Here is a 23,018-nt window from a genome sequence, read left to right as displayed (position 1 = left end):
CGGCTGCCCGCGGGCAGCTCACAACGTGTCCAGCATTTCGTCCAGCAGACGTCCGACATGGGCGACGGCGCTCGCCTCGACCATGATTCCTTCATGGTCGGAGTCGATCAAGTGGTCCTTGATCTCCCCCGTCACGAAGGGCCGCCACGTCTCGGGGCCGCGCCGGCGCATGATGTCCGGGGCGGTCCGCCCGGCGGTGAGGAACAGCACGTCGCCGGCGAACCGGCCGGGGGTGAACCCCCACATCAGGCGCGTGTTGTTCACCCACAGGTCCTTCATGGCGAGGATCTCCTCCGCGCCCAGGTGCGCCATCGCGTAGTTCCCCTGCCGCAGGAACTCGCGGTAGCGCTCCACGGGGAAAGCCCCGTCCTCGATCTCCGCGTCCTCGAACGGGAACCCGATGCCCCGCAGATTCGCGGCGACGATCTCCCGCTCGGCGGGGACCGCCTCGCCCTCGCGCCACGTCATCGGGAAGGAGTCGAGGATCGCCAGCAGCTCGACCTCCTCGCCCCGCCGCTGCAGCTCGGTGGCGATGGCGTGCGCGATGTGCCCGCCGATCGACCAGCCCAGCAGCCGGTACGGGCCCTCGGGCTGTACGGTGCGCAGCTGCGCCAGGTAGTCCGCGGCCGCCTCCTCGACGGTGGCGGGCAGCGGCTCCGCGCGGCCGAGGCCGCGCGCCTGGAGCCCGTACACCGGGTGTTCGGGCCCGATGTGCGCCAGCAGCGCGGCGTAGCACCAGCTCAGCCCGGCGCCCGGATGGACGCAGAAGAGCGGCGGCCGCGATCCGCCCGTGCGCAGCGGCAGCAGCACGGCGTGCGGGTCCGTCTCCTCCCCCGCGTCCAGCGCGGCGGCGAACTCGGCGACGGTGGGGGCGGCGAAGAGCTGGCGGACCGCCGCGTCGACGCCGAGCGCGGACCGTACCCGGCTCACGAGCCGGGCCGCGAGCAGCGAGTGGCCGCCGAGCTCGAAGAAGCTGTCGTCGACGGTGACCCGGTCCGCTTCGAGGACCTCGGCGAACAGGGCGCACAGCGCCGTCTCCCGCGGCGTCCTCGGCTCCCGGCCGCCGGGGCCGGAGGCGGCGGCGACGTCGGACGCGGGCAGCGCGGTGCGGTCCAGCTTGCCGTTCTGCCGCAGCGGCAGCACATCGAGGGTCGCGAACGCCGACGGCACCATGTAGTCCGGGAGCGCCGTCCCGACGTGCTCGCGCAGCTCGGCCGGGCTCGGCGCCGCGCCCTCGGCGGGCACGACGTAGGCGATGAGCCGCTTGCCGCCGGGCCCTTCCTCGTGGGCGGCGACGGCCGCGCGGGCGACGTGCGGGTGGGTGGCGAGCGCCGCCTCGATCTCGCCGAGTTCGATGCGGAAGCCGCGCACCTTCACCTGCTGGTCGGTGCGGCCCAGATACTCCAGCTGCCCCTGGGCGTTCCACCGCACGAGGTCGCCGGTGCGGTACATGCGGGCGCCGGCCGGGCCGTACGGGTCGGCGACGAACCGCTCCCCCGTCAGCCCCGGCCGCGCCACATAGCCGCGGGCCAGTGCCGCGCCCGCCAGATACAGCTCCCCCGCGACGCCCGGCGCCACGGGGCGCAGCGCGCCGTCGAGCACGTACGCCCGGGAGTTGGCGATCGGCCGCCCGATGGGGGCGACGCCCGGCCAGCCCGCGGTGGACTCGGGCAGCGTGTACGCCGTCACCGCGTGGGTCTCGGACGGCCCGTAGTGGTTGTGCAGCCGCCGGCCCTCTCCGCGGGCGGCGAACGCGCGCACCGCGCCGCCGAGCGTCAGCGCCTCGCCGCCCTGCACGAGCCGCTTGAGCGCGGGGAGCCGTGCGCCCCGCTCCTCGGCGGCCTCGCACAGGGCGTCCACGACGAGGTTCGGTGCGTGCAGCTCCGCCACCCGGTGGCGCTCCAGCCAGGCGACGAGCCGCTCCGGGTCGCGCCGCACCTCCTCGGGGCAGGCCACCAGCGTCTTGCCGTGCAGCAGCGCCGAGAGGATCTCCTGCACCGACACGTCGAAGCTGACGGCCGTGAACTGCGCGACGCGGGTGCCCGGCGGGCTCGGCAGCTCCGCCGCGTGCCAGGTCAGCAGGTTCTTCAGCGCGCCGACGGTCATCACGACGCCCTTCGGCTGCCCCGTCGAGCCCGAGGTGTAGATGACGTACGAGGGGCAGTCGGGCAGCAGGGCGGTGGTCCGTTCGGCGGCGGCGACGTCCGGCACGGGCCCCTCGGCGCGGAGCGGTCCGGCGAGGTCCGGGCCGTCCAGTACGAGCCGGGGCGCGCTCCCCGCGTCGGCGGGCGGCAGGGAACGGGCCGCGTCGAGGCTGGTCAGCACCAGTACGGGGCCGATGTCCGCGAGCATGTGGGCGATGCGCCCGACCGGGTACGCCGGGTCGACCGGTACGTACCCGGCGCTCGCCTTGACGACGGCCAGCAGCGAGACGACCTGGTCGATGGAGCGGGGCAGGGCCACCGCAACGAACCGCTCCGGGCCCGCGCCGTGCTCGATGAGCAGCCGGGCCAGCCGGTTCGCCCGCGCGTTCAGCCGCGCGTACGACAGCTCCTCGTCCTCGAAGACGACGGCCGTCGCGTCCGGGGTACGGGCGGCCTGCGCCTCGAACAGCTCCGGCAGCGAGGCGTCGGGCACCGGGAGGGAGGTGTCGTTCCACTCGTGGAGCACGCGCCGCCGCTCGGCCGGTTCGAGGACGTCGATGGCGCTGACGGGGAGGTCCGGCCGGGCGGCCACGGCGGTGAGCACCCTCACCAGGCGGCCGGCGATGGTCCGGGCCGTCTCGCGGTCGAACAGGTCGGCGCTGAACTCCAGCATGCCGCCGATGCCCGCCGGAGCGCCGTCGGCCGGTTGCCGCTCCCCGAGCGAGAACAGCAGGTCGAAGCGGGCGACGCCGGTGCCGACGCGGTGGCCGGAGACCGCGACATCCGGCGAGGGGCCGGGGCCCGTCGCGGCGGGACCCGATTCGCTGTGGTGGCCTGCCGTGTTGAAGGCCAGCATCGTCTGGAACAGCGGGTGCCGGGACATCGACCGGACCGGTTTGACCACGTCCACCAGCCGCTCGAACGGCACGTCCTGATGCGCGTAGGCGGCGAGCGCCGTCTCCCGCACCCGGCCCACGAGGTCGGTGAAGGCCGGGTCGCCGGACACATCCGTGCGCAGGACGAGGGTGTTCACGAAGAACCCGACGAGGTCCTCCACGGCGGCGTCGGTGCGGCCCGCGATGGGGGTGCCCACGGGCACGTCCGTCGCCCCGCTGAGCTTGGCCAGCAGCGTCGCGAGGGCGGCCTGCACCACCATGAACACGCTGGACTGCGTCGCCCGCGCCACCCGCACGAGCCCCGCGTGCACCTCGGCGGGGACCTCGAAGGCGACCTCGCCGCCCCGGTAGGTGGTCTCCGCCGGGCGCGGCCGGTCGGTGGGGATCTCCAGCTGGTCCGGCAGCCCGGCCAGCGTCTCCCGCCAGTACGCGAGCTGCCGCGAGACGGCGCTCTCCGGGTCGTCCTCGGCGCCGAGGATGTCGCGCTGCCACAGGGTGTAGTCCGCGTACTGCGCCGGGAGCGGCGCCCAGTCGGGGGCCCGTCCCGTGGTCGAGCGCGCCGTGTAAGCGGCCGTCAGGTCGCGGACGAGCAGCGGCATGGACCAGCCGTCGGTGGCGATGTGGTGCACCAGGATCAACAGGACGCGCTCATCGGGGCCGGTCTCGAACAGCCGCCCGCGCAGCGGCGGTTCGCGGGTCAGGTCGAAGGCGTGCCGCGCGGCGCGCGCCAGTTCTCCGGCGAGACCGTCTTCGGACGTGGCGACGACCGTCAGCTCCGGCGCGGCCTCGTGCTCCGGCACGACGCGCTGGTACGGGCCTTCGGCGTCCTCGGCGAAGACCGTGCGCAGGGTTTCGTGCCGCGCCACGACATCGGCGAACGCGGCGCACAGCGCCTCGGTGTCCAGCGCGCCGGACAGCCGGATGCCGGTCGGCACGTTGTACGTCGGGCTGGGGCCCTCCAACTGGTGCAGGAACCACAGGCGTTGCTGCGCGTACGACAGGGGAATCCGGTCGGGCCGGGCGCGGGACGTCAGCGGGGCCCTCCCCTCGGCGGAACCGGACAGGGCGGCGGCGAGAGCCGCGACGGTCGGCCGCTCGAAGAGCTGACGGACCGACAACTCGGTGCCGAGTGCCGTACGGGCACGGGCGGCGAGCCGGGTGGCGAGGAGCGAGTGGCCGCCCAGCTCGAAGAAGTCGTCATCGACGGTGACGCCGTCCACGCCGAGCACCTCGGCGAAGATCCCGCACAGGATCTCCTCCTGCGGGGTGCGGGGCGCGCGGCCGGCTTTCTCGGCGGTGGTGTAGTCGGGGGCGGGCAGGGCGTTGCGGTCGAGCTTCCCGTTGGGGGTGAGCGGGAGGGCGTCGAGGGCGACGACGGCGGACGGCACCATGTAGTCGGGCAGCGCCTCGCCCACGTGACGGCGCAGCGCGCCCGCGTCCGCTGCGGCCCCGTCGGCGGGCACGACGTACGCCACGAGGCGCTTGTCGCCGGGCCGGTCCTCGCGCACCACGACGGCGCTGTGCGCGACCAGGGGCGAACGGCCCAACACCGTCTCGATCTCGCCGAGTTCGATGCGGAAGCCCCGGATCTTCACCTGGAAGTCGGTGCGCCCGATGTACTCCAGCTCCCCATCGGGGCTCCACCGCACCAGGTCGCCCGTACGGTACATACGGGCCCCGGCCCGGCCGTACGGGTCGGCGACGAACCGCTCCGCCGACAGCCCCGGACGCCCGTGATAGCCGCGCGCCAGGCCCTCGCCCGCGATATACAGCTCACCGGAAATCCCCGGCGCGACCGGACGCAGCCCCGCGTCCAGCACGTACAGCCGGGTGTTGCGGATCGGCCGCCCGATCGGCGGCGTCACCTGTGCGCCTGTCCGGGAATACCACGCCGCCGCGTAGACCGTGGCCTCGGTCGGCCCGTAGATGTTCGCCAGCCGCTCGGCCCCCAGAGCCCGCACGATGTCGTTCGCCGCCTGCGCGGACAGCGCCTCGCCCGCCAGCACCACACTGCGCGCGGTGACGGGGAGCCGTCCCTCGCCGACGATCTGGGACATCGCCGAGGGCACGCCGCTCACCAGACCGGCGGCCACGGCCGTCCGGGAGCCGTCCGCGAGTGCGAGCAGGTCCCGTACGACCTCGATCGAACCGCCCGAGAGCAGCGGCCCGAACATCTCGAAGACGGAGACGTCGAAGTTGAGGGACGTGGACGCCACCACATGAGCCAGCTCCTCGGCCCCGAACTCCGCCGCCGCCCACGCCGCCAGATCCGCGACATTCCCATGCGGCACCACCACTCCCTTCGGCACTCCCGTGGACCCCGACGTGTAGATCGCGTACGCCGGGTGGAGGGGGGACAGCGCACCGGAGCGAACCGCGTCCGTCGGGTCGGCGGCGGGACGGTCCGCGACGGCGGCGACGGTCCGCGGGTCGTCGAGCACCAGGCGTTCGGGGCCGCCTTCCGGCAGCCGCGGCAGCACGCTCCCGACCGTGATCAGCAAGGCGGGCGCGGCGTCGGTGAGCAGATGGGCGATGCGGTCGGCCGGATAGCCCGGGTCCACCGGCACGTACGCCGCCCCCGCCTTGAGCACGGCCAGGAGGGACACGATGGTCAGCTCCGAGCGCGGCAGGGAGATCCCCACGAAGCCCTCGGGGCCCGCGCCCAGCGCGATCAGCTGATGCGCGAGCCGATTGGCCCGCTCGTTCAACTCGGCGTAGGTCAAGGCGGCTTCACCGGAGATGACGGCGGTGGCGTCCGGGGTGCGGGCCGTCTGACGCTCGAACAGCTCCGGCAGCGTGGCCCGCGGCACCTCGGCCGCCGTGTCGTTCCACTCCTCCAGCACCCGCCGCCGCTCGTCCGCGCTCAGCACGTCCACCTGGCTGACCGCCAGGTCCGGAGCGGCCGTCACCGCCTCCAGCAGCCGCACGAACCGCTCGCCGATCCGCTCGACCGACTCGCGGTCGAACAGGTCGGTGCTGTACTCGATGATGCCGTTGATCCCGTCGGGCGCGCCGTCGGCGGCCCGCCCGTCGGCAAGGGCGAAGCGCAGGTCGAACTGGGCGATGCCGGTGCCGACGCGGTGGCCGGTGACGCTGAGCCCCGGCAGCTGCCCGCCGCGCTCGCCCAGGGCCGCCCGCTGGTCGACGTTGTTGAACGCCAGCATCGTCTGGAAGAGCGGGTGACGGGCCATCGACCGGGCCGGGTTGACCGCCTCGACGAGCCGCTCGAACGGCACGTCCTGGTGCGCGTACGCCGCCAGGTCCGCCTCCCGCGCGCGGGCGATCAGCTCGGTGAAGGCCGGGTTGCCGGAGGTGTCGGTGCGCAGCACGAGCGTGTTGACGAAGAACCCGACCAGGTCCTCCAGCGCGTCGTCCGTACGGCCCGCGATGGGCGTGCCGAGGGGGATGTCCGTGCCGCCGGTGAGCTTCGTCAGCAGCGCCGCCAGCGCGGCCTGCACCACCATGAACAGGCTGGCCCGGTTCTCCTGGGCCAGCGCCTCCAGGCGCTCATGCAGAGCGGCCGGTATGGCGATCGGCACGTTGTCGCCGCGGTAGGAGGTCTCGGCCGGCCGGGGCCGGTCGGTCGGCAGCCCCAGCTCCTCCGGCAGCCCGGCCAACGCCTGCTCCCAGTAGGAGAGCTGACGGGAGATCGGACTGTCCGGGTCATTCTCGGAGCCGAGGATGTCGCGCTGCCACAGGGTGTAGTCCGCGTACTGCACCGGCAGCGGCGCCCAGTCGGGGGCCTGCCCCATGGAGCGGCTGGTGTAGGCCGTGGTGAGGTCGCGCACCAACAGCGGAGTCGACCAGCCGCCGTCGCTCACGATGTGGTGCACGAGGACCATCAGGACGTGCTCATCGGGTCCGGTCTCGAAGAGCCATGCCCGCAGCGGGAGTTCGGAGGAGAGGTCGAAGCCGTGCCGCGCCGCGCGGCGCAGCTCCTCTTCCAGCCCCGCCTCAGTGGTGCGTACGGGCGTCAGCTCGGGCCGCGCGCTCCACGGGTCCAGGACCCGCTGGTACGGGCCGTCTGCGTCCTCGCCGAAGACGGTGCGCAGGCTCTCGTGGCGCGCCACGACGTCGCCGAGCGCGGCGCGCAGCGCGTCGGCGTCCAGGGCGCCGGACAGCCGGAGCGTGGTGGGGATGTTGTACGTGGCGCTGGGGCCCTCCAACTGGTTGAGGAACCACAGCCGCCGCTGGGCGAAGGAGACGGGCACCCGGTCCGGGCGGGGGCGGGCCACCAGCGCGGTGCGCGCGCCGCCGCCCGTACCGATCCCCTCGGCCAGCCCGGCGACGGTCGGCGTCTCGAAGAGCCGGCGGACGCTCATCTCCGCGTCGAAGGTGGAGCGGATGCGGCCGGCGAGGCGGATAGCGGCCAGGGAGTGGCCGCCGAGGTCGAAGAAGCTGTCGTCGACGGTGACCCGCGATACGCCCAGGACCTCGGCGAACAGCCCGCACAGGATCTCCTCCTGCGGAGTGCGCGGCGCACGCCCGGCCTTGTCGACGCCGTACTCGGGGGCGGGCAGAGCCTTCCGGTCCAGCTTCCCGTTGGGCGTCAGCGGCAGCGCGTCGAGGGCCAGGAAGGCCGCGGGCACCATGTAGTCGGGCAGCGACGCGGCGACGTGCTTGCGCAGCGCGGCGGGGTCGGGCGCCGCGCCGCCGGCCGGGACCGGGTAGGCGACGATCCGCTTGTCCCCCGGCTGGTCCTCGCGCACGATCACGACGGCGCGGGCGATGTCGTCGTGTGCGGTCAACACGGCCTCGATCTCGCCGAGTTCGATGCGGAAGCCGCGTACCTTGACCTGGAAGTCGGTGCGGCCGATGTACTCCAGCTGTCCGTTCGCAGACCACCGCACCAGGTCGCCCGTGCGGTACATACGGGTCCCTGCCGGGCCGTACGGGTCGGCCACGAAGCGCTCGGCCGACAGGTCCGGGCGACGGTGATACCCGCGCGCCAGCCCGTCACCCGCGATGTACAGCTCACCGGCCACACCCGGCGCGACCGGACGCAGCCCGGCGTCCAGCACGTACACCTGGGTGTTCGCGATCGGCTGACCGATCGATACCTGCGTCGCCGGCCCGGAATCGTCCACGTCCGACGCCGTCGACCAGATCGTCGTCTCCGTCGGACCGTAGAGGTTCGTCACCGACTGGGCCGCGTGCGTCAGCGCGCCCGCCAGATCACCCGGCAACGCCTCGCCCCCGACCAGCACCCGCACGCCCGACAGATCCGTGCCGGTCTCCACGACGGCGTGCCACAGGCTGGGGGTCGCCTGCATCGCCGTGGCGCCGGAGAGCTTGATCAGGTCGGTCAGCGCCGCCGGGTCCTTGGCGGTCTCGCGGGAGGCGAGGACCAGCCCCGCACCGTTGAGCAGCGGCAGGTACAGCTCCAGGCCCGCGATGTCGAAGCCGACGGTAGTGACCGCCAACAGCCGGTCTTCCGAGGAGAGTTCGAAGCGCTCCTGCATCGAGGACAGGAAGTTGACCAGCGCCGAACCAGGCACCACCACACCCTTCGGACGGCCCGTCGAACCCGAGGTGTAGATCGCGTACGCGGCCTGCGAAGGCCGCGCGGCGATCTCGGGGGCCGTGTCCGCGTATCCGCCGAGGTCAAGGCCCGACAGTTCCGCCTCGGTCAGCGTCAGGACCGGCCGGGCATCCTCCAGGACGTAGTCGATACGGTCCTGCGGAAACTCCGGGTCCACCGGAACGTACGCCGCACCCGACTTCAGCACCGCCAGCAACGACACCACCAGCTCCACCGAACGCGGCAGCACCACCGCCACGAACCGCTCCGGACCCGCACCCCGCTCCACGAGATACCGAGCGAGACGGTTGGCACGCGCGTTCAGTTCCGCGTAGGTCAGGGTCTCGTCGCGGAAGACCAGCGCCGTCGCGTCCGGGGTACGCGCCGCCTGAGCCTCGAACAGCTCCGCGACCGTCCTGGCGGGGACCTCACGCACGGTGTCGTTCCACTCCACCAGCACCCGCCGCCGCTCGGCGGCGTCCAGCACGTCGAGCCGCGCGACAGGCTCGTCGGGCGCGGCGACGAGGCCCGCGAGCACCCGGACGAACCGGTCCGCGATCTGCTCGGCCGTCGTGCGGTCGAACAGGTCGGTGCTGTAGTTCAGCGCGCCCATCAGCCCCGCCGGCTCCCCGCCGGGGTCGTGCTGCTCGCCCAGCGTGAAGGAGAGGTCGAAGCGGGCGAAGCCGCTGCCCGTCGGATGCTCGGCGACCGTCAGGCCCGCCGTGCGGTCGGCCGCCGCGCGGGCCTGGCTCTCGTCGTTGTTGTTCCAGGTCAGCAGGGTCTGGAAGAGCGGGTGACGGGACATCGAGCGGGTCGGGTTGAGGACCTCGACCAGCCGCTCGAACGGCACGTCCTGGTGCTCGTACGCGGCCAGGTCGGCCTCCCGCACCCGGCCGACCAGATCACGGAAGGTGGGGTTGCCTGAGACGTCGGCGCGCAGCACGAGCGTGTTGACGAAGAACCCGACCAGGTCCTCCAGCGCGTCGTCCATGCGGCCCGCGATCGGCGTGCCGACCGGCACGTCGTCCCCCGCGCCCAGTTTCGACAGCAGGGCCGCCAAGGCTGCCTGCACCACCATGAACACGCTCGCGCGGCTCTCCCGCGCCAGCCCCGCGAGCCCGGCGTGCACCGCGGACGGCACCTCGATGGGGAGGGTGTCGCCGCGGTAGGAGGCGGTGGCCGGGCGCGGCCGGTCCGTCGGCAGCTCCAGTTCCTCCGGCAGGCCGTCGAGCGTGGCCTGCCAGTAGGCGAGTTGCTGCGAGATGACGCTCTCCGGGTCGTCCTCGGAGCCCAGGACTTCCTGCTGCCAGATGGTGAAGTCCGAGTACTGAACCGGGAGTTCATCCCAATCCGGCGCCCCGCCCTCACGCCGGGCCGTGTAGGCGGTGAGCAGGTCGCGTACGAGCACCGGAGTCGACCAGCCGTCACCTGCCATGTGGTGCACGAGGATCAGCAGCACGTGGTCCTCGGGGCCCGCCTCGAAGAGCGTCGCCTTCAGCGGGATGTCAGCGAGCGGGTCGAAGGCGTGACGGGCCGCCGACTCCAGCGCGTGGTTCAGCTCCTGCGCGTCGACGGGCACGGCGGTCAGCTCGGGCCGGGCGTCCCCCGCGTCGAGGATGACCTGATGCGGGCCCTCGGGTCCGTCGGCGAAGAGGGTGCGGAGCGTCTCGTGCCGTTCCACGACATCGGCCAGGGCGGCGCGCAGCGCCTGCCGGTCCAGCTCCCCGGTCAGCCGCAGCGCGGTGGGGATGTTGTAGATCGCGCTGGGGCCCTCCAGCTGGTGGAGGAACCACAGCCGGCGCTGCGCGAAGGACAGCGGAATCACGAGTTCTCCTTGTTCTTGGGCTGGCGGCGGAGGGCCGGGCGGGCCTTGGCCGCCTTCTTCTCCGCCAGGCTGCTCGCGAGGCCGGCGACCGTGGGCGCCTCGAAGAAGCCGCGGATGCTCATCTCCTTGCCGAGGGCCGACCGGACCCGGCTGGCCAGGCGGGTCGCGAGGAGCGAGTGGCCGCCGAGGTCGAAGAAGCTGTCGTCGATGGTCACCTCGGACACCCCGAGCACCTCGGCGAACAGGCCGACGAGGGTCTCCTCCTCCGGCGTCCGGGGCGCCCGGCCCTCGCTCGCGGGCCCGTAGTCGGGGGCGGGCAGAGCGCTCCGGTCCAGCTTCCCGTTGGGGGTGAGCGGGAGCGCGTCGAGGGTGACGACGGCCGCGGGCACCATGTAGTCGGGCAGCGACGCTCCGATGTGCTTGCGCAACGCGCCCGCCTCGGGGGCCGCGCCCTCGGCCGGAACGACGTACGCGACGAGCCGCTTGTCGCCGGGCGCGTCCTCGCGCACCACGACCGCGCCGCGCGAGACGTCGTCATGGCCGGTCAGGACCGCTTCGATCTCGCCGAGCTCGATGCGGAAGCCGCGGACCTTGACCTGGAAGTCCGTGCGGCCGATGTACTCCAGTTGTCCCTGGGAGTTCCACCGCACCAGGTCGCCCGTGCGGTACATACGAGTCCCGGCCGGGCCGTACGGGTCGGCCACGAAGCGCTCCGCCGACAGATCCGGGCGACGGTGATACCCGCGCGCCAGCCCGTCACCCGCGATGTACAGCTCACCCGCCACCCCCGGCGCGACCGGACGCAACCCTGCGTCCAGCACGTACACGCTCGTATTCGCGATCGGCCGACCGATCGATACCTGCGTCGCCGGCCCGGAACCGACCACGTCCGACGCCGTCGACCAGATCGTCGTCTCCGTCGGACCGTAGAGGTTCGTCACCGACCGGGCCGCGCGGGTCAGCGCGCCCGCCAGATCACCCGGCAACGCCTCACCACCGACCAGCACCCGTACGCCGGAGAGGGCCGCCCCGGCTTCGAGCAGGGCGTGCCACAGGCTCGGGGTGGCCTGGACGGCCGTGGCGCCGGACTGCTTGACGAGGGCGGCCAGCGCGGCCGGGTCCTTGACCGTGTCGCGGGAGGCCAGGACCAGACCGGCGCCACTGAGCAGCGGCAGGTACAGCTCCAGGCCCGCGATGTCGAAGCCGACGGTCGTGACCGCCAACAGCCGGTCGTGCGAGGAGAGTTCGAAGCGCTCCTGCATCGAGGACAGGAAGTTGACCAGCGCCGAACCCGGCACCACCACACCCTTCGGGCGGCCCGTCGAACCCGAGGTGTAGATCGCGTACGCCGCCTGCGAAGGCCGCGCGGCGATCTCGGGGGCCGTGTCCGCGTACCCGCCGAGGTCGAGGCCCGACAGTTCCGCCTCGGTCAGCGTCAGGACCGGCCGAGCGTCCTCCAGAACGTAATCGATACGATCCTGCGGAAACTCCGGGTCCACCGGCACGTACGCCGCGCCCGACTTCAGCACCGCCAGCAGCGACACCACCAGCTCCACCGAACGCGGCAGCACCACCGCCACGAACCGCTCCGGACCCGCACCCCGCTCCACCAGATACCGCGCCAGACGGTTGGCACGCGCGTTCAACTCCGCGTACGACAACTCAGCGCCCTCGAAGACCAGCGCCGTCGCGTCCGGGGTACGCGCCGCCTGAGCCTCGAACAGCTCCGCGACCGTCCTCCCCGCGGGGACCTCACGCACGGTGTCGTTCCACTCCACCAGCACCCGCCGCCGCTCGGCGGCGTCCAGCACGTCGATGGTGCTGACGGGAGCCTCGGGCGTCTCGGCGGCCGCTTCCAGCAGGCGTACGAGCCGCCGCGCGAACCCCTCCACCGTCGTCCGGTCGAAGAGGTCTGCGCTGTACTCGATGACCCCGTCCATGCCCTCCGGGGCGCCCGCCGAGTCGTGCCGCTCGGCGAGGTTGAAGGCCAGGTCGAACTTGGCGAACTCCATGCTCACCTGCTCGCCCGTGGCCTCGACGCCCGGCAGCCCCACGGCCTCGCGGCCGGCCGAGCCGCCGGACTCGTTGTTGTTCCACATCAGCATCGTCTGGAACAGCGGGTGGCGGGACATCGAGCGGGCCGGGTTCAGCACCTCGACCAGCCGCTCGAAGGGCACGTCCTGGTGCGCGTACGCCGCCAGGTCCGTCTCCCGTACGCGCTCGACGAGTTCGGCGAACGTCGGGTCGCCGGAGACATCGGTGCGCAGGACCAGCGTGTTGACGAAGAACCCGACCAGCTCGTCGAGCGCGTCGTCCGTACGGCCGGCAATGGGTGTGCCGATCGGGATGTCCTCGCCCGCGCCGAGTTTCGACAGGAGGGTGGAGACGGCGGCCTGGACCACCATGAACAGGCTGGCCCGGCTCTCCCGCGCCAGTTTCGCCAGCCCGGCATGCAGCTCGGCGCCGAGACCGAAGGTCACGGTTTCACCGCGGTAGGTCGCCGCCGCCGGGCGGGGCCGGTCGCGAGGCAGTTCCAGCTCCTCCGGAAGGTCCGCCAACACTCCCTTCCAGTAGGCGAGTTGGCGAGATATGGCGCTGTCGGCGTCGTCCTCGCTGCCCAGCAGTTCACGCTGCCACAGGGCGTAGTCGGCGTACTGCACGGGCAGCGGCTCCCACTGCGGGAGCGCGCCCGCGCACCGCGCCGCGTAGGCGCGCGCCACATCGCGGGCGAGCACGAGGTCCGACCAGCCGTCCGTGACGATGTGGTGCACCAGGAACAGCAGGACGTGCTCTTCAGGGCCCACCTCGAACAGCCAGGTGCGCAGCGGGATCTCGGCCGCGAGGTCGAACGGCCGGCGTGCCGCCTCGGCGACGCGCTGCCGCACGTCAGCGCTTGCGGCCCGTACGACCTCCATCGCGGGGCGCGCCTCGTCGGGGGCGAGGATCACCTGGTAGCTGCCTTCGGCGTCCTCGGCGAAGACGGTGCGCAGGCTCTCGTGCCGCGCCACGACGTCGGCGAGGGCGGAAGCCAGGGCCCGCTGGTTCAGCGAGCCCTTGAGGCGCAGCGCGGTGGGCATGTTGTAGGTCGCGCTCGGGCCCTCCATCTGGTGGAGGAACCACAGCCGCTGCTGTGCGAAGGAGAGGGGCAGCCGGTCGGGGCGCTCCGTCGGGACGACGGCGGCCCGTGTGCTGCCGGTCGCCGCCGCGCCGAGGGCTTCGGAGAGAGTGGCGACGGTCGGCGTCTCGAAGAGCTGACGGATCGCCATTTCAACGCCGAGCGTCGAACGCGCCCTGCTGACAAGCCGGATGGCGAGCAGCGAATGCCCGCCCAGCTCGAAGAAGTCCTCATCGATGCCGACCCGCGCCACGCCCAGGATCTCCGCGAACAACCCGCACAGGATCTCCTCCTGTGGCGAGCGCGGCCCGCGCGCGGCGGGAGCGGAGGCGAACAGTGCCTGAGTGCCGTAGTCGGGAGCGGGCAGAGCCTTGCGGTCCAGCTTGCCGTTCCTCGTCAGCGGCAGTGCCTCCAGCGTCATGAACGCGGACGGCACCATGTAGTCGGGGAGCGCTTCCGACAGGTAGGCGTGGAGTTCCGCGGCGCCCGGAGCGGTCGTCGCCGAAGGGTCGGGTACGACGTAGGCGGCGAGTCGCTTGTCCCCCGGCTCGTCCTCCCGCACGACCACGGCAGCGCGCGCCAGCGCCGAGTGACCCGCCAACGCGGCCTCGATCTCGCCGAGTTCGATACGGAAGCCGCGCAGCTTCACCTGATCGTCCGCGCGTCCGACGTACTCGATGTCACCATCGGCGCGCCGCCGCACCACATCACCCGTGCGATACATCCGCCCACCGGACCCACCGAACGGATCCGCGACAAACCGCTCCGCCGTCAACCCCGCCCGCCCGTGATACCCACGCGCCAGGACCACACCGGCTACGTACAACTCACCCGGCACACCCACCGGCACCGGCTGCAACGACGCATCCAGTACGTACGCACGGGAGTTGGTGAACGGGCGGCCGATCGGCACCGGGCCCGTCGGCGTCGGCTCACCCGGCGCGATCCGGTACTCCAAGCAGTTCACGGTCGCCTCGGTCGGACCGTACGCATTGAAGACCGTCACATCCGGATGCGCGGCCCGCCACCCCTCCAGCACCTCACCGACCAGCGCCTCACCACCGAGAATCAGCGTCCCCGACGGCGACACCTCCTCCGGCAACGCCTCCAGAACCGACAGATGGCTCGGCGTCCCCTTCATGAAGGTCGGACGCGGACCCTCGGCCGCCTCCTCATCCAGCTCCGCCAGCCGCACACACCCGCCACTGACCAACGGCGTGTACAACGCGGTCACCGTCAGGTCGAACGCCAGCGGCGAATGCACCAACGACACACCCGCCACCGCATCCGCATACGCCTCACGCGCCCGCACCAGATACGCACCCAGCGAACGGTGCTCGACCACCACGCCCTTCGGCACACCCGTCGAACCCGAGGTGTAGATCATGTACGCGGCGTGGCGCACCGACAGCGGGGCGAGCCGTTCCACGTCGGTCGGCCCGGAGGCCAGCGCCTCCACGGTTTCGGGAGCGTCCAGCAGCAGCTTTTCGGCGGCGCAGGCGTCGGGCAGCCGGGCGGCGAGTGCGCCGTTCGTGAGCACCAGCGCCGGGGCCGCGTCGGTCAGCGTGAACGCGATGCGCTCGTCCGGGTACTCGGGGTCGACCGGCACGTACGCGCCGCCCGCCTTGAGCACCGCCAGCATCGCCACCACGTTCTCCGCCGACCGCGGCAGCACGATCGCCACGAACCGCTCCGGACCCACCCCGCGGTCCACGAGCATGCGCGCCAAGCGGTTCGCCCGTTCGTCCAACTCGGCGTAGGTGTAAGCGACATGACCTTCGTTCACCGCCGACGCGTCCGGCGTGCTCGCGGCCTGCGCCTCGAAGAGGTCGGGCAGCAGCGCGTCGGGCACGTCGCGGGCCGTGTCGTTCCACTCCACCAGCTCCCGCCGGCGATCGGCGTCGTCCAGCACGTCGATCCGGCCGACCCGGCCGTCGGGGGCGGCGGCCACCGCCTCCAGTACGCGCACGAACCGGTTGGCGAGGGCCTGGGCGGTCCGCTGGTCGAACAGGTCGGCGCTGTACTCCACCTCGCCCCTGATCCCGGCCGCCGCGCCCTCGTCGCCGCGCAGGTCGGCGAGGGCGAAGCGCAGGTCGAAGCGGACCACTCCGGTGCGTACCGAGTGCCCGTCCACGGCCAGGTCCGGCAGCTGGGTGGTGGACTGCACGGCCTGGTGCCCGGCGTTGTGCCAGGTGATCAGGGTCTGGAAGAGGGGGTGCCGGGTGATGGAGCGGGCCGGGTTGAGGACCTCGACCAGGCGCTCGAAGGGCACGTCCTGGTGCGCGTACGCCGCCAGGTCCGTCTGCCGCACCCGGCCCACCAGCTCGGCGAACGTCGGGTCGCCGGACACATCGGTGCGCAGAACCAAGGTGTTGACGAAGTTCCCGACGAGGTCCTCCAGCGCGTCGTCCGTGCGGCCCGCGATGGGCGTGCCCAGGGGGATGTCGTCCGATCCGCTCAGCTTCGCCAGCAGCGCCGCGAGGGCGGCCTGCACCACCATGAAGAGGCTGGCGTGGTTCTCCTGGGCCAGCGCCTCCAGGCGCTGGTGCAGACCCGCCGGCAGGTCGAAGCGGACGATGCCGCCCCGGTGCGAGCCCTCGGCCGGGCGGGGCCGGTCGGTGGGGAGCCTCAGCTCCTGCGGGAGGTCGGCGAGGGTGTCCTGCCAGTAGGCGAGCTGCTGGGAGAGCACGCTCTCCGGGTCGCTCTCGGAGCCCAGCTCCTCGCGCTGCCACAGCGTGTAGTCCGCGTACTGCACCGGCAGCGGCGCCCACTCCGGAGCCCGGTTCTGGGAGCGCGCGGCGTAGGCGACAGTGAGGTCGCGGACGAGCAGCGGCATGGACCAGCCGCCGTCGCCCGCGCTGTGGTGCATGAGGAGCAGCAGTACGTACTCGTCGGGGCCGGTGCCGAACAGCCAGGCGCGCAGCGGGATTTCGGCGGCGATGTCGAAGCTGTAGCGGCCCGCCTCGTCGATCCGGCGATCGAGCTCGTCCTCCGTGGCGACCTCGGCGAACGCGATGTCGGTCCGTATGGCGGGGTCCTCGGCGTCCAGGATGACCTGGTGGCCGCCGTGGGAGTCCTCGGCGAAGACCGTGCGCAGGCTCTCGTGCCGCGCCACGACGTCGGCGAGCGAGGAGCGCAGGGCATCGCGGTCGAGGGAACCGGTGAGGCGGAGGGCCGCGGGGACGTTGTACGTGGAGCTGGGGCCCTCGAACTGGTTGAGGAACCACAGTCGTTGCTGTGCGAAGGACAGCGGTATCCGCTCGGGGCGCTCCCGCGCGGCGAGGGCGGTGCGGGCGCCGTCCGCGCCCCGCAGCACGTCGGCGAGGCCCGCGATGGTCGGGGTCTCGAAGAGCCGGCTGATGGCCAGTTCGACGCCGAAGGTGGAGCGGATGCGGCCGACGAGCCGCATGGCGGCGAGCGAGTGGCCGCCGCGCTTGAAGAAGTCCTCGTCAATGGAGGACGGCTGGACGCCGAGCACCTCGGCGAACAGGCCCGCGAGGATCTCCTCCTGCGGCGTGCGCGGCGCGCGCCCGGCGCTCTCGATGCCGTACTCGGGGGCGGGCAGAGCGTCCCGGTCCAGCTTCCCGTTGGGCGTGAGCGGCATCGCCTCCAGCGTCACGAACGCCGACGGCACCATGTAGTCGGGCAGCGACGCTCCGATGTGCTTGCGCAGCGCGCCCGCCTCGGGGGCCGCGCCCTCGGCCGGGACGATGTACGCGACGAGCCGCTTGTCGCCGGGAAGGTCCTCGCGGACCACCACCGTGCCGCGCGCCACCGAGGGGTGCGCGGCGAGCGCCGCCTCGATCTCGCCGAGTTCGATGCGGAAGCCGCGGACCTTTACCTGGAAGTCCGTGCGGCCGATGTACTCCAGCTCCCCGTTCGCAGACCACCGCACCAGGTCGCCCGTGCGGTACATACGGGTCCCGGCCGGGCCGTACGGGTCGGCCACGAACCGCTCCGCCGACAGGTCCGGGCGACGGTGATACCCGCGCGCCAGCCCGTCACCCGCGATGTACAGCTCACCCGCCACACCCGGCGCGACCGGACGCAACCCCGCGTCCAGCACGTACACCCGCGTATTGGCGATCGGCCGCCCGATCGTCACCGCTCCGGAAGTCTCGACCTCCGCCGCCGTCGACCAGATCGTGGTCTCCGTCGGGCCGTAGAGGTTGGTCACCGACCGCCCGGCACGCGCGAGCGCGCCCGCCAGATCACCCGGCAGCGCCTCACCACCGACCAGCACCCGTACGCCCGACAGCTCGACGCCGGACTCGACCAGGGCGTGCCACAGGCTCGGGGTCGCCTGCATCGCCGTGGCCCCGGAGCGCTGTACGAGCGCGGCGAGGCCCGGCAGGTCCTTGACGGTGTCGCGGGAGGCGAGGACCAGACCCGCACCATTGAGCAGCGGCAGGTACAGCTCCAGGCCCGCGATGTCGAAGCCGACCGTCGTGACCGCCAACATCCGGTCATAAGAGCCGAGTTGGAACCTCGTCTGCATCGAGGTGAGGAAGTTGACGAGCGCCGAACCCGGCACCACCACGCCCTTCGGGCGGCCCGTCGAACCCGAGGTGTAGATGGCGTACGCCGCCTGCGAGGGCAGCACGGTCACGTCGAGGTTCGCGGCGGAGTAGCCGTCGAGGAAGAGCGTCCGCAGCTCGTCCTCGGTCAGGGTGAGGACCGGTCGCGCGTCCTGGAGCATGTACGCGACGCGGTCCTGCGGGAACTCCGGGTCCACCGGTACGTACGCGGCGCCCGTCTTGAGCACCGCGAGCAGCGACACCACCAGGTCCACGGAGCGCGGCAGCACCACGGCCACGAACCGCTCGGGGCCCGCGCCACGGTCGGCCAGGTGCCGGGCGAACCGGTTGGCGCGGGCGTTCAGCTCCGCGTACGACAGCTCCGCGCCCTCGAACACCAACGCCGTGGCGTCGGGTGTACGCGCTGCCTGGGCCTCGAAAAGCTCGGTGACCGTCGCGTCAGGCGCCTCGCGGGCCGTGTCGTTCCACTCCACCAGCACCCGCTGCCGCTCGTCGTCGGCGAGGGCGTCGAGCCGTGCGAGCGGGGTCTCGGGCGCGGCGGCGACCGCCTCCAGTACGCGTACGAAGCGCTCCGCGATCCCCGCGGCCGTCGCCCGGTCGAAGAGGTCGGCGCTGTACTCGATGACGCCGTCCAGGCCGGCGGGCGCGCCGTCGGCGTCGAGCTGCTCCGCGAGGTTGAACGCGAGGTCGAACTTGGCGACCCCGGTGCTCACCCGGCGGCCCTCGACGGCCAGGCCCGGCAGCCGGTCCGCCGCGTCGGCCGAGGCGTGCTGGTCGTTGTTGTTGAAGGCCAGCAGCGTCTGGAAGAGGGGGTGGCGCGAGAGCGAGCGGGCCGGGTTGAGACCCTCGACCAGCCGCTCGAAGGGCACGTCCTGGTGCGCGTAGGCCGCGAGGTCCTCCTCCCGCACCCGGCCGATCAGATCGCGGAAGGCGGGGTTGCCGGAGACGTCGGTGCGCAGGACGAGGGTGTTGACGAAGAACCCGACCAGGTCCTCCAGCGCGTCGTCCGTGCGGCCCGCGATGGGCGTGCCGATCGGGATGTCGTCGCCCGCGCCGAGCTTCGACAGCAGGGTCGCGAGTGCGGCCTGTACGACCATGAACACGCTCGCCTGGTTGGCGCGCGCGAGGGCGGCGAGCCGCCCGTGGAGTTCCGCGGAGATCTCCAGTGGCACTTCGTCGCCGCGGTAGGTGGCCTTCGCCGGGCGCGGCCGGTCCGTCGGCAGCTCCAGCTCCTCCGGCAGGCCGGCGAGCGCGTCCCGCCAGTGCGCGAGCTGCCGCGATATGGCGCTGTCGGCGTCGTCCTCGCCACCGAGCAGTTCGCGCTGCCACAGGGCGTAGTCGGCGTACTGCACCGGCAGCGGCGACCAGCGCGGGGAGCGGCCGGTGCGGCGCGCGTCGTAGGCGCCGGCGAGGTCGCGTACGAGCAGCGGCATCGACCAGCCGTCGCCGGCGATGTGGTGCACGAGGAGGAGCAGCGCGTGGTCCTGCGGGCCGACCTCGAACAGCCAGGCGCGGATGGGTATTTCGGTGGAGAGGTCGAAGCTGTGGCGGGCTGCGGCGTCGAGTCGTTCTTGGAGTTCGCCCTCGCCGACGGACTCGATCTCGAACGTCGGGCGGGCGGCTTCCGCGCCGGGGTCCAGGATGAGTTGGTGTCCGCCGTCGGTGTCCTCGGGGAAGAGGGTACGCAGGCTCTCGTGGCGCGCGACGACGTCGCGCAGTGCGGCCCGCAGCGCCTGCGGGTCCAGGTCGCCGGTCAGCCGCAGGGCGGCGGGGAGGTTGTAGGTCGCGCTGGGGCCTTCGAGTTTACTGAGGAACAGCAGCCGCTGCTGCGCGAAGGAGAGGGGCAGCCGGTCGGGGCGCTCCATCGGGACGACGGCGGCCCGTGTGCTGCCGGTCGCCGCCGCGCCGAGGGCTTCGGAGAGAGTGGCGACGGTCGGCGTCTCGAAGAGCTGACGGATCGCCATCTCCACGCCGAGCGTCGAACGCGCCCTGCTGACAAGCCGGATGGCGAGCAGCGAATGCCCGCCCAGCTCGAAGAAGTCCTCATCGATGGCGACCCGCGCCACGCCCAGGATCTCCGCGAACAGCCCGCACAGGATCTCTTCGCGCGGCGAGCGCGGCCCGCGCGCGGCCGGGGCCGAGGCGAGCGTCTGCGTGCCGTAGTCGGGGGCGGGCAGGGCCTTGCGGTCGAGTTTCCCGTTCGGCGTCAGCGGGAGTGCTTCAAGGACGGTGAACGCGGACGGCACCATGTAGTCGGGGAGCGACGCGGCCAGGTGCGCGTGGAGCGCGGCGGGGCTCGGCGCGGCGTCGGTCGATCCAGTGGGCACGACGTAGGCGGCGAGGCGTTTGTCGCCCGGCTCGTCCTCCCGCACCACCACCGCCGCCCGCGACAGCGACAGATGACCCGCCAATGCGGCCTCGATCTCACCGAGTTCGATACGGAACCCGCGCAGCTTCACCTGATCGTCCGCGCGCCCCACGTACTCGATGTCACCATCGGCGCGCCGCCGCACCACATCACCCGTGCGATACATCCGCCCACCGGACCCGCCGAACGGATCGGCCACGAACCGCTCCGCCGTCAACCCCGCCCGCCCGTGATACCCACGCGCCAACACCACACCGGCTACGTACAACTCACCCGGCACACCCACCGGCACCGGCTGCAACGACGCATCCAGCACATACGCCCGCGTGTTGGCGAACGGGCGGCCGATCGGCACCGGCCCCGCCGGCGTCGGCTCCCCCGGCGCCAGCCGGAACTCCAGGCAGTTCACCGTCGCCTCGGTCGGACCGTACGCATTGAAGACCGTCACATCCGGATGCGACGCCCGCCACCCCTCCAGCACCTCACCGACCAGCGCCTCACCACCAAGAATCAGCGTCCCCGACGGCGACACCCCCTCCGGCAACGCCTCCAGAACCGACAGATGGCTCGGCGTCCCCTTCATGAAAGTCGGACGCGGACCGGCAGCAGCGCTCTCATCCAGCTCCGCCAGCCGCACACACCCGCCACTGACCAACGGCGTGTACAACGCGGTCACCGTCAAGTCGAACGCCAACGGCGAATGCACCAACGACACACCCGCCACCGCATCCGCATACACCTCACGCGCCCGCACCAGATACGCACCCAGCGAACGGTGCTCGACCACCACGCCCTTCGGCACACCCGTCGAACCCGAGGTGTAGATCATGTACGCGGCGTGGGACTGCGCGGGGGTGTGTCCCAAGTTGTCGTCCGAGTCCCCGGCGCGGGTGAGGGTGTCGATCTCCTCCTCGGTCAGGGTGAGGACCGGCCGGGAGTCGGCGAGCGTGTGGGCGATGCGCTCGTCCGGGTACTCGGGGTCGACCGGCACGTACGCGCCGCCCGCCTTGAGCACCGCCAGCATCGCCACCACGTTCTCCGCCGACCGCGGCAGCACGATCGCCACGAACCGCTCCGGACCCACCCCGCGCGCTGCCAGTGCCCGCGCCAGCCGGTTCGCCCGGCCGTTGAGCTCCGCGTAGGTCAGGGACTCGGCCCCGGAGACGAGCGCCGGGGCGTCGGGGGTGCGGGCGGCCTGGGCCTCGAAGAGTTCGGGGAGCGTCGCGTCGGGGACGTCGCGGGCGGTGTCGTTCCAGCCCTCCAGCAGTTGGCGGCACTCGTCCGCGCGCAGGACGCCCGTCCGGCCGACCGGCAGGTCCGGGTCGGCGGTGAAGGCGTCGAGGACTTGGAGCAGGCGGTCGCCGATGGTCGCGACGTCGGCCTCGGTGAGCAGGTCGGGCTGGTAGAAGAAGCGGAAGCCCAGGCTGGAGTGGGGCATGGCCACGAGGCTGAGCGTGTAGTGGTTGGCGGAGGTGCTCTCGGCGGCGGAGACCCGGAGTTCGCCGGGGGCCGCGCCGGTCTGCTCGCGGGCCTGGTCGAGCGGGAAGTTCTCGAAGACCAGGGAGGTGTCGAAGAGTTCGCCGATGCCGGCCTGCCGCTGGATGTCGGCGAGCCCGAGGTGCTGGTGGTCCAGCAGCCGGGACTGCTCTTCCTGGACGCGCGCGAGGTACCGCGCGAGGGGTTCGGCGGGGCGCAGCCGGGCACGGAGCGGGAGGGTGTTGATGAAGAGGCCCACCATGTCCTCGACGCCCGGGAGGTCCGCCGGGCGGCCGGAGACGGTGACGCCGAACACGGCGTCCTCGCTGCCGGTGAGGCGGCCGAGTACGAGCGCCCAGGCGCCCTGGACCACGGTGTTCAGGGTCAGGCCGTGGGCGCGGGCCCGTTCGGTGAGGGCGGTCGTCGCCTCCTGGGTGAGCCCGAATTCGTACCGGCGCGGCGCGGTCGGCGTCCGGCCCGCGTCCATGGGGGCGATGCGGGTCGGTTCGGTCAGCCCTGCCAGCGATTCCTGCCAGGCCCGTTCCGCGGCGGGCCGGTCCTGCTTGGCCAGCCAGTCGAGGTAGTGCCGGTAGGGCCGCGCCTCGGGGAGGCCGCCGGTGTCGCCGCGGCTGATGTAGAGGGCGTAGAACTCGCGGAGCAGGACGGGCAGGGACCAGCCGTCGAGCAGGGTGTGGTGCATGGAGAGCACCAGCCGGTGCTGCCGTTCGGCGAGCTTGACCAGCAGGAACCGTACGAGCGGCGGGCGGCTCACGTCGAAGCGCCGGGCGCGGTCGGCGGCGACGAGCCGGTCGGCCTCGGCCGTGCGCTCCGCCTCGTCGGCGATGGCGCTGAGGTCGGCGTCCTCCCAGGGCAGCGGGACGGTGCGGGCGACGAGCTGGGCCCATTCGCCGGTCTTGCGCTGCCGGAAGGCGACCCGGAGGTTGGAGTGGCGCTGGAGGAGCGCGCCGCCGGCGGCCCGCATCGCCTCGTGGTCCAGCTCGCCGTCCAGCTGGAAGACGAGCTGGACGGTGTACACGTCCGGTGCCGCCTCGTCGTACACGCTGTGGAAGAGCAGCCCTTCCTGCAACGGGGACAGCGGCAGAATGTCCTCGATTACCCGCGACTGTCGGCTCAC

General features: G+C 72.6%; 2 protein-coding genes. Both read right to left on the bottom strand.

Annotated features, from left to right (window positions below; all coding sequences use genetic code 11):
* Positions 1–18 precede the first annotated feature (18 nt).
* Positions 19–10,386, bottom strand: a complete 10,368-nt coding sequence (locus AB0I49_RS19390; protein WP_363228209.1) for an amino acid adenylation domain-containing protein — start codon at positions 10,384–10,386, stop codon at positions 19–21.
* The gene (locus tag AB0I49_RS19385) at positions 10,383–23,018 is read right to left on the bottom strand and encodes an amino acid adenylation domain-containing protein (RefSeq protein ID WP_363228208.1); all 12,636 of its coding nucleotides are present in this window, start codon (positions 23,016–23,018) and stop codon (positions 10,383–10,385) included. Before AB0I49_RS19385 ends, AB0I49_RS19390 begins: the two co-directional genes overlap by 4 nt.

Source organism: Streptomyces sp. NPDC050617 (genome assembly GCF_040654795.1).
GTDB lineage: Bacteria > Actinomycetota > Actinomycetes > Streptomycetales > Streptomycetaceae > Streptomyces.
Note: the sequence above shows the minus strand (reverse complement) of the source record. Positions and strands in the feature narration are given on the sequence as shown.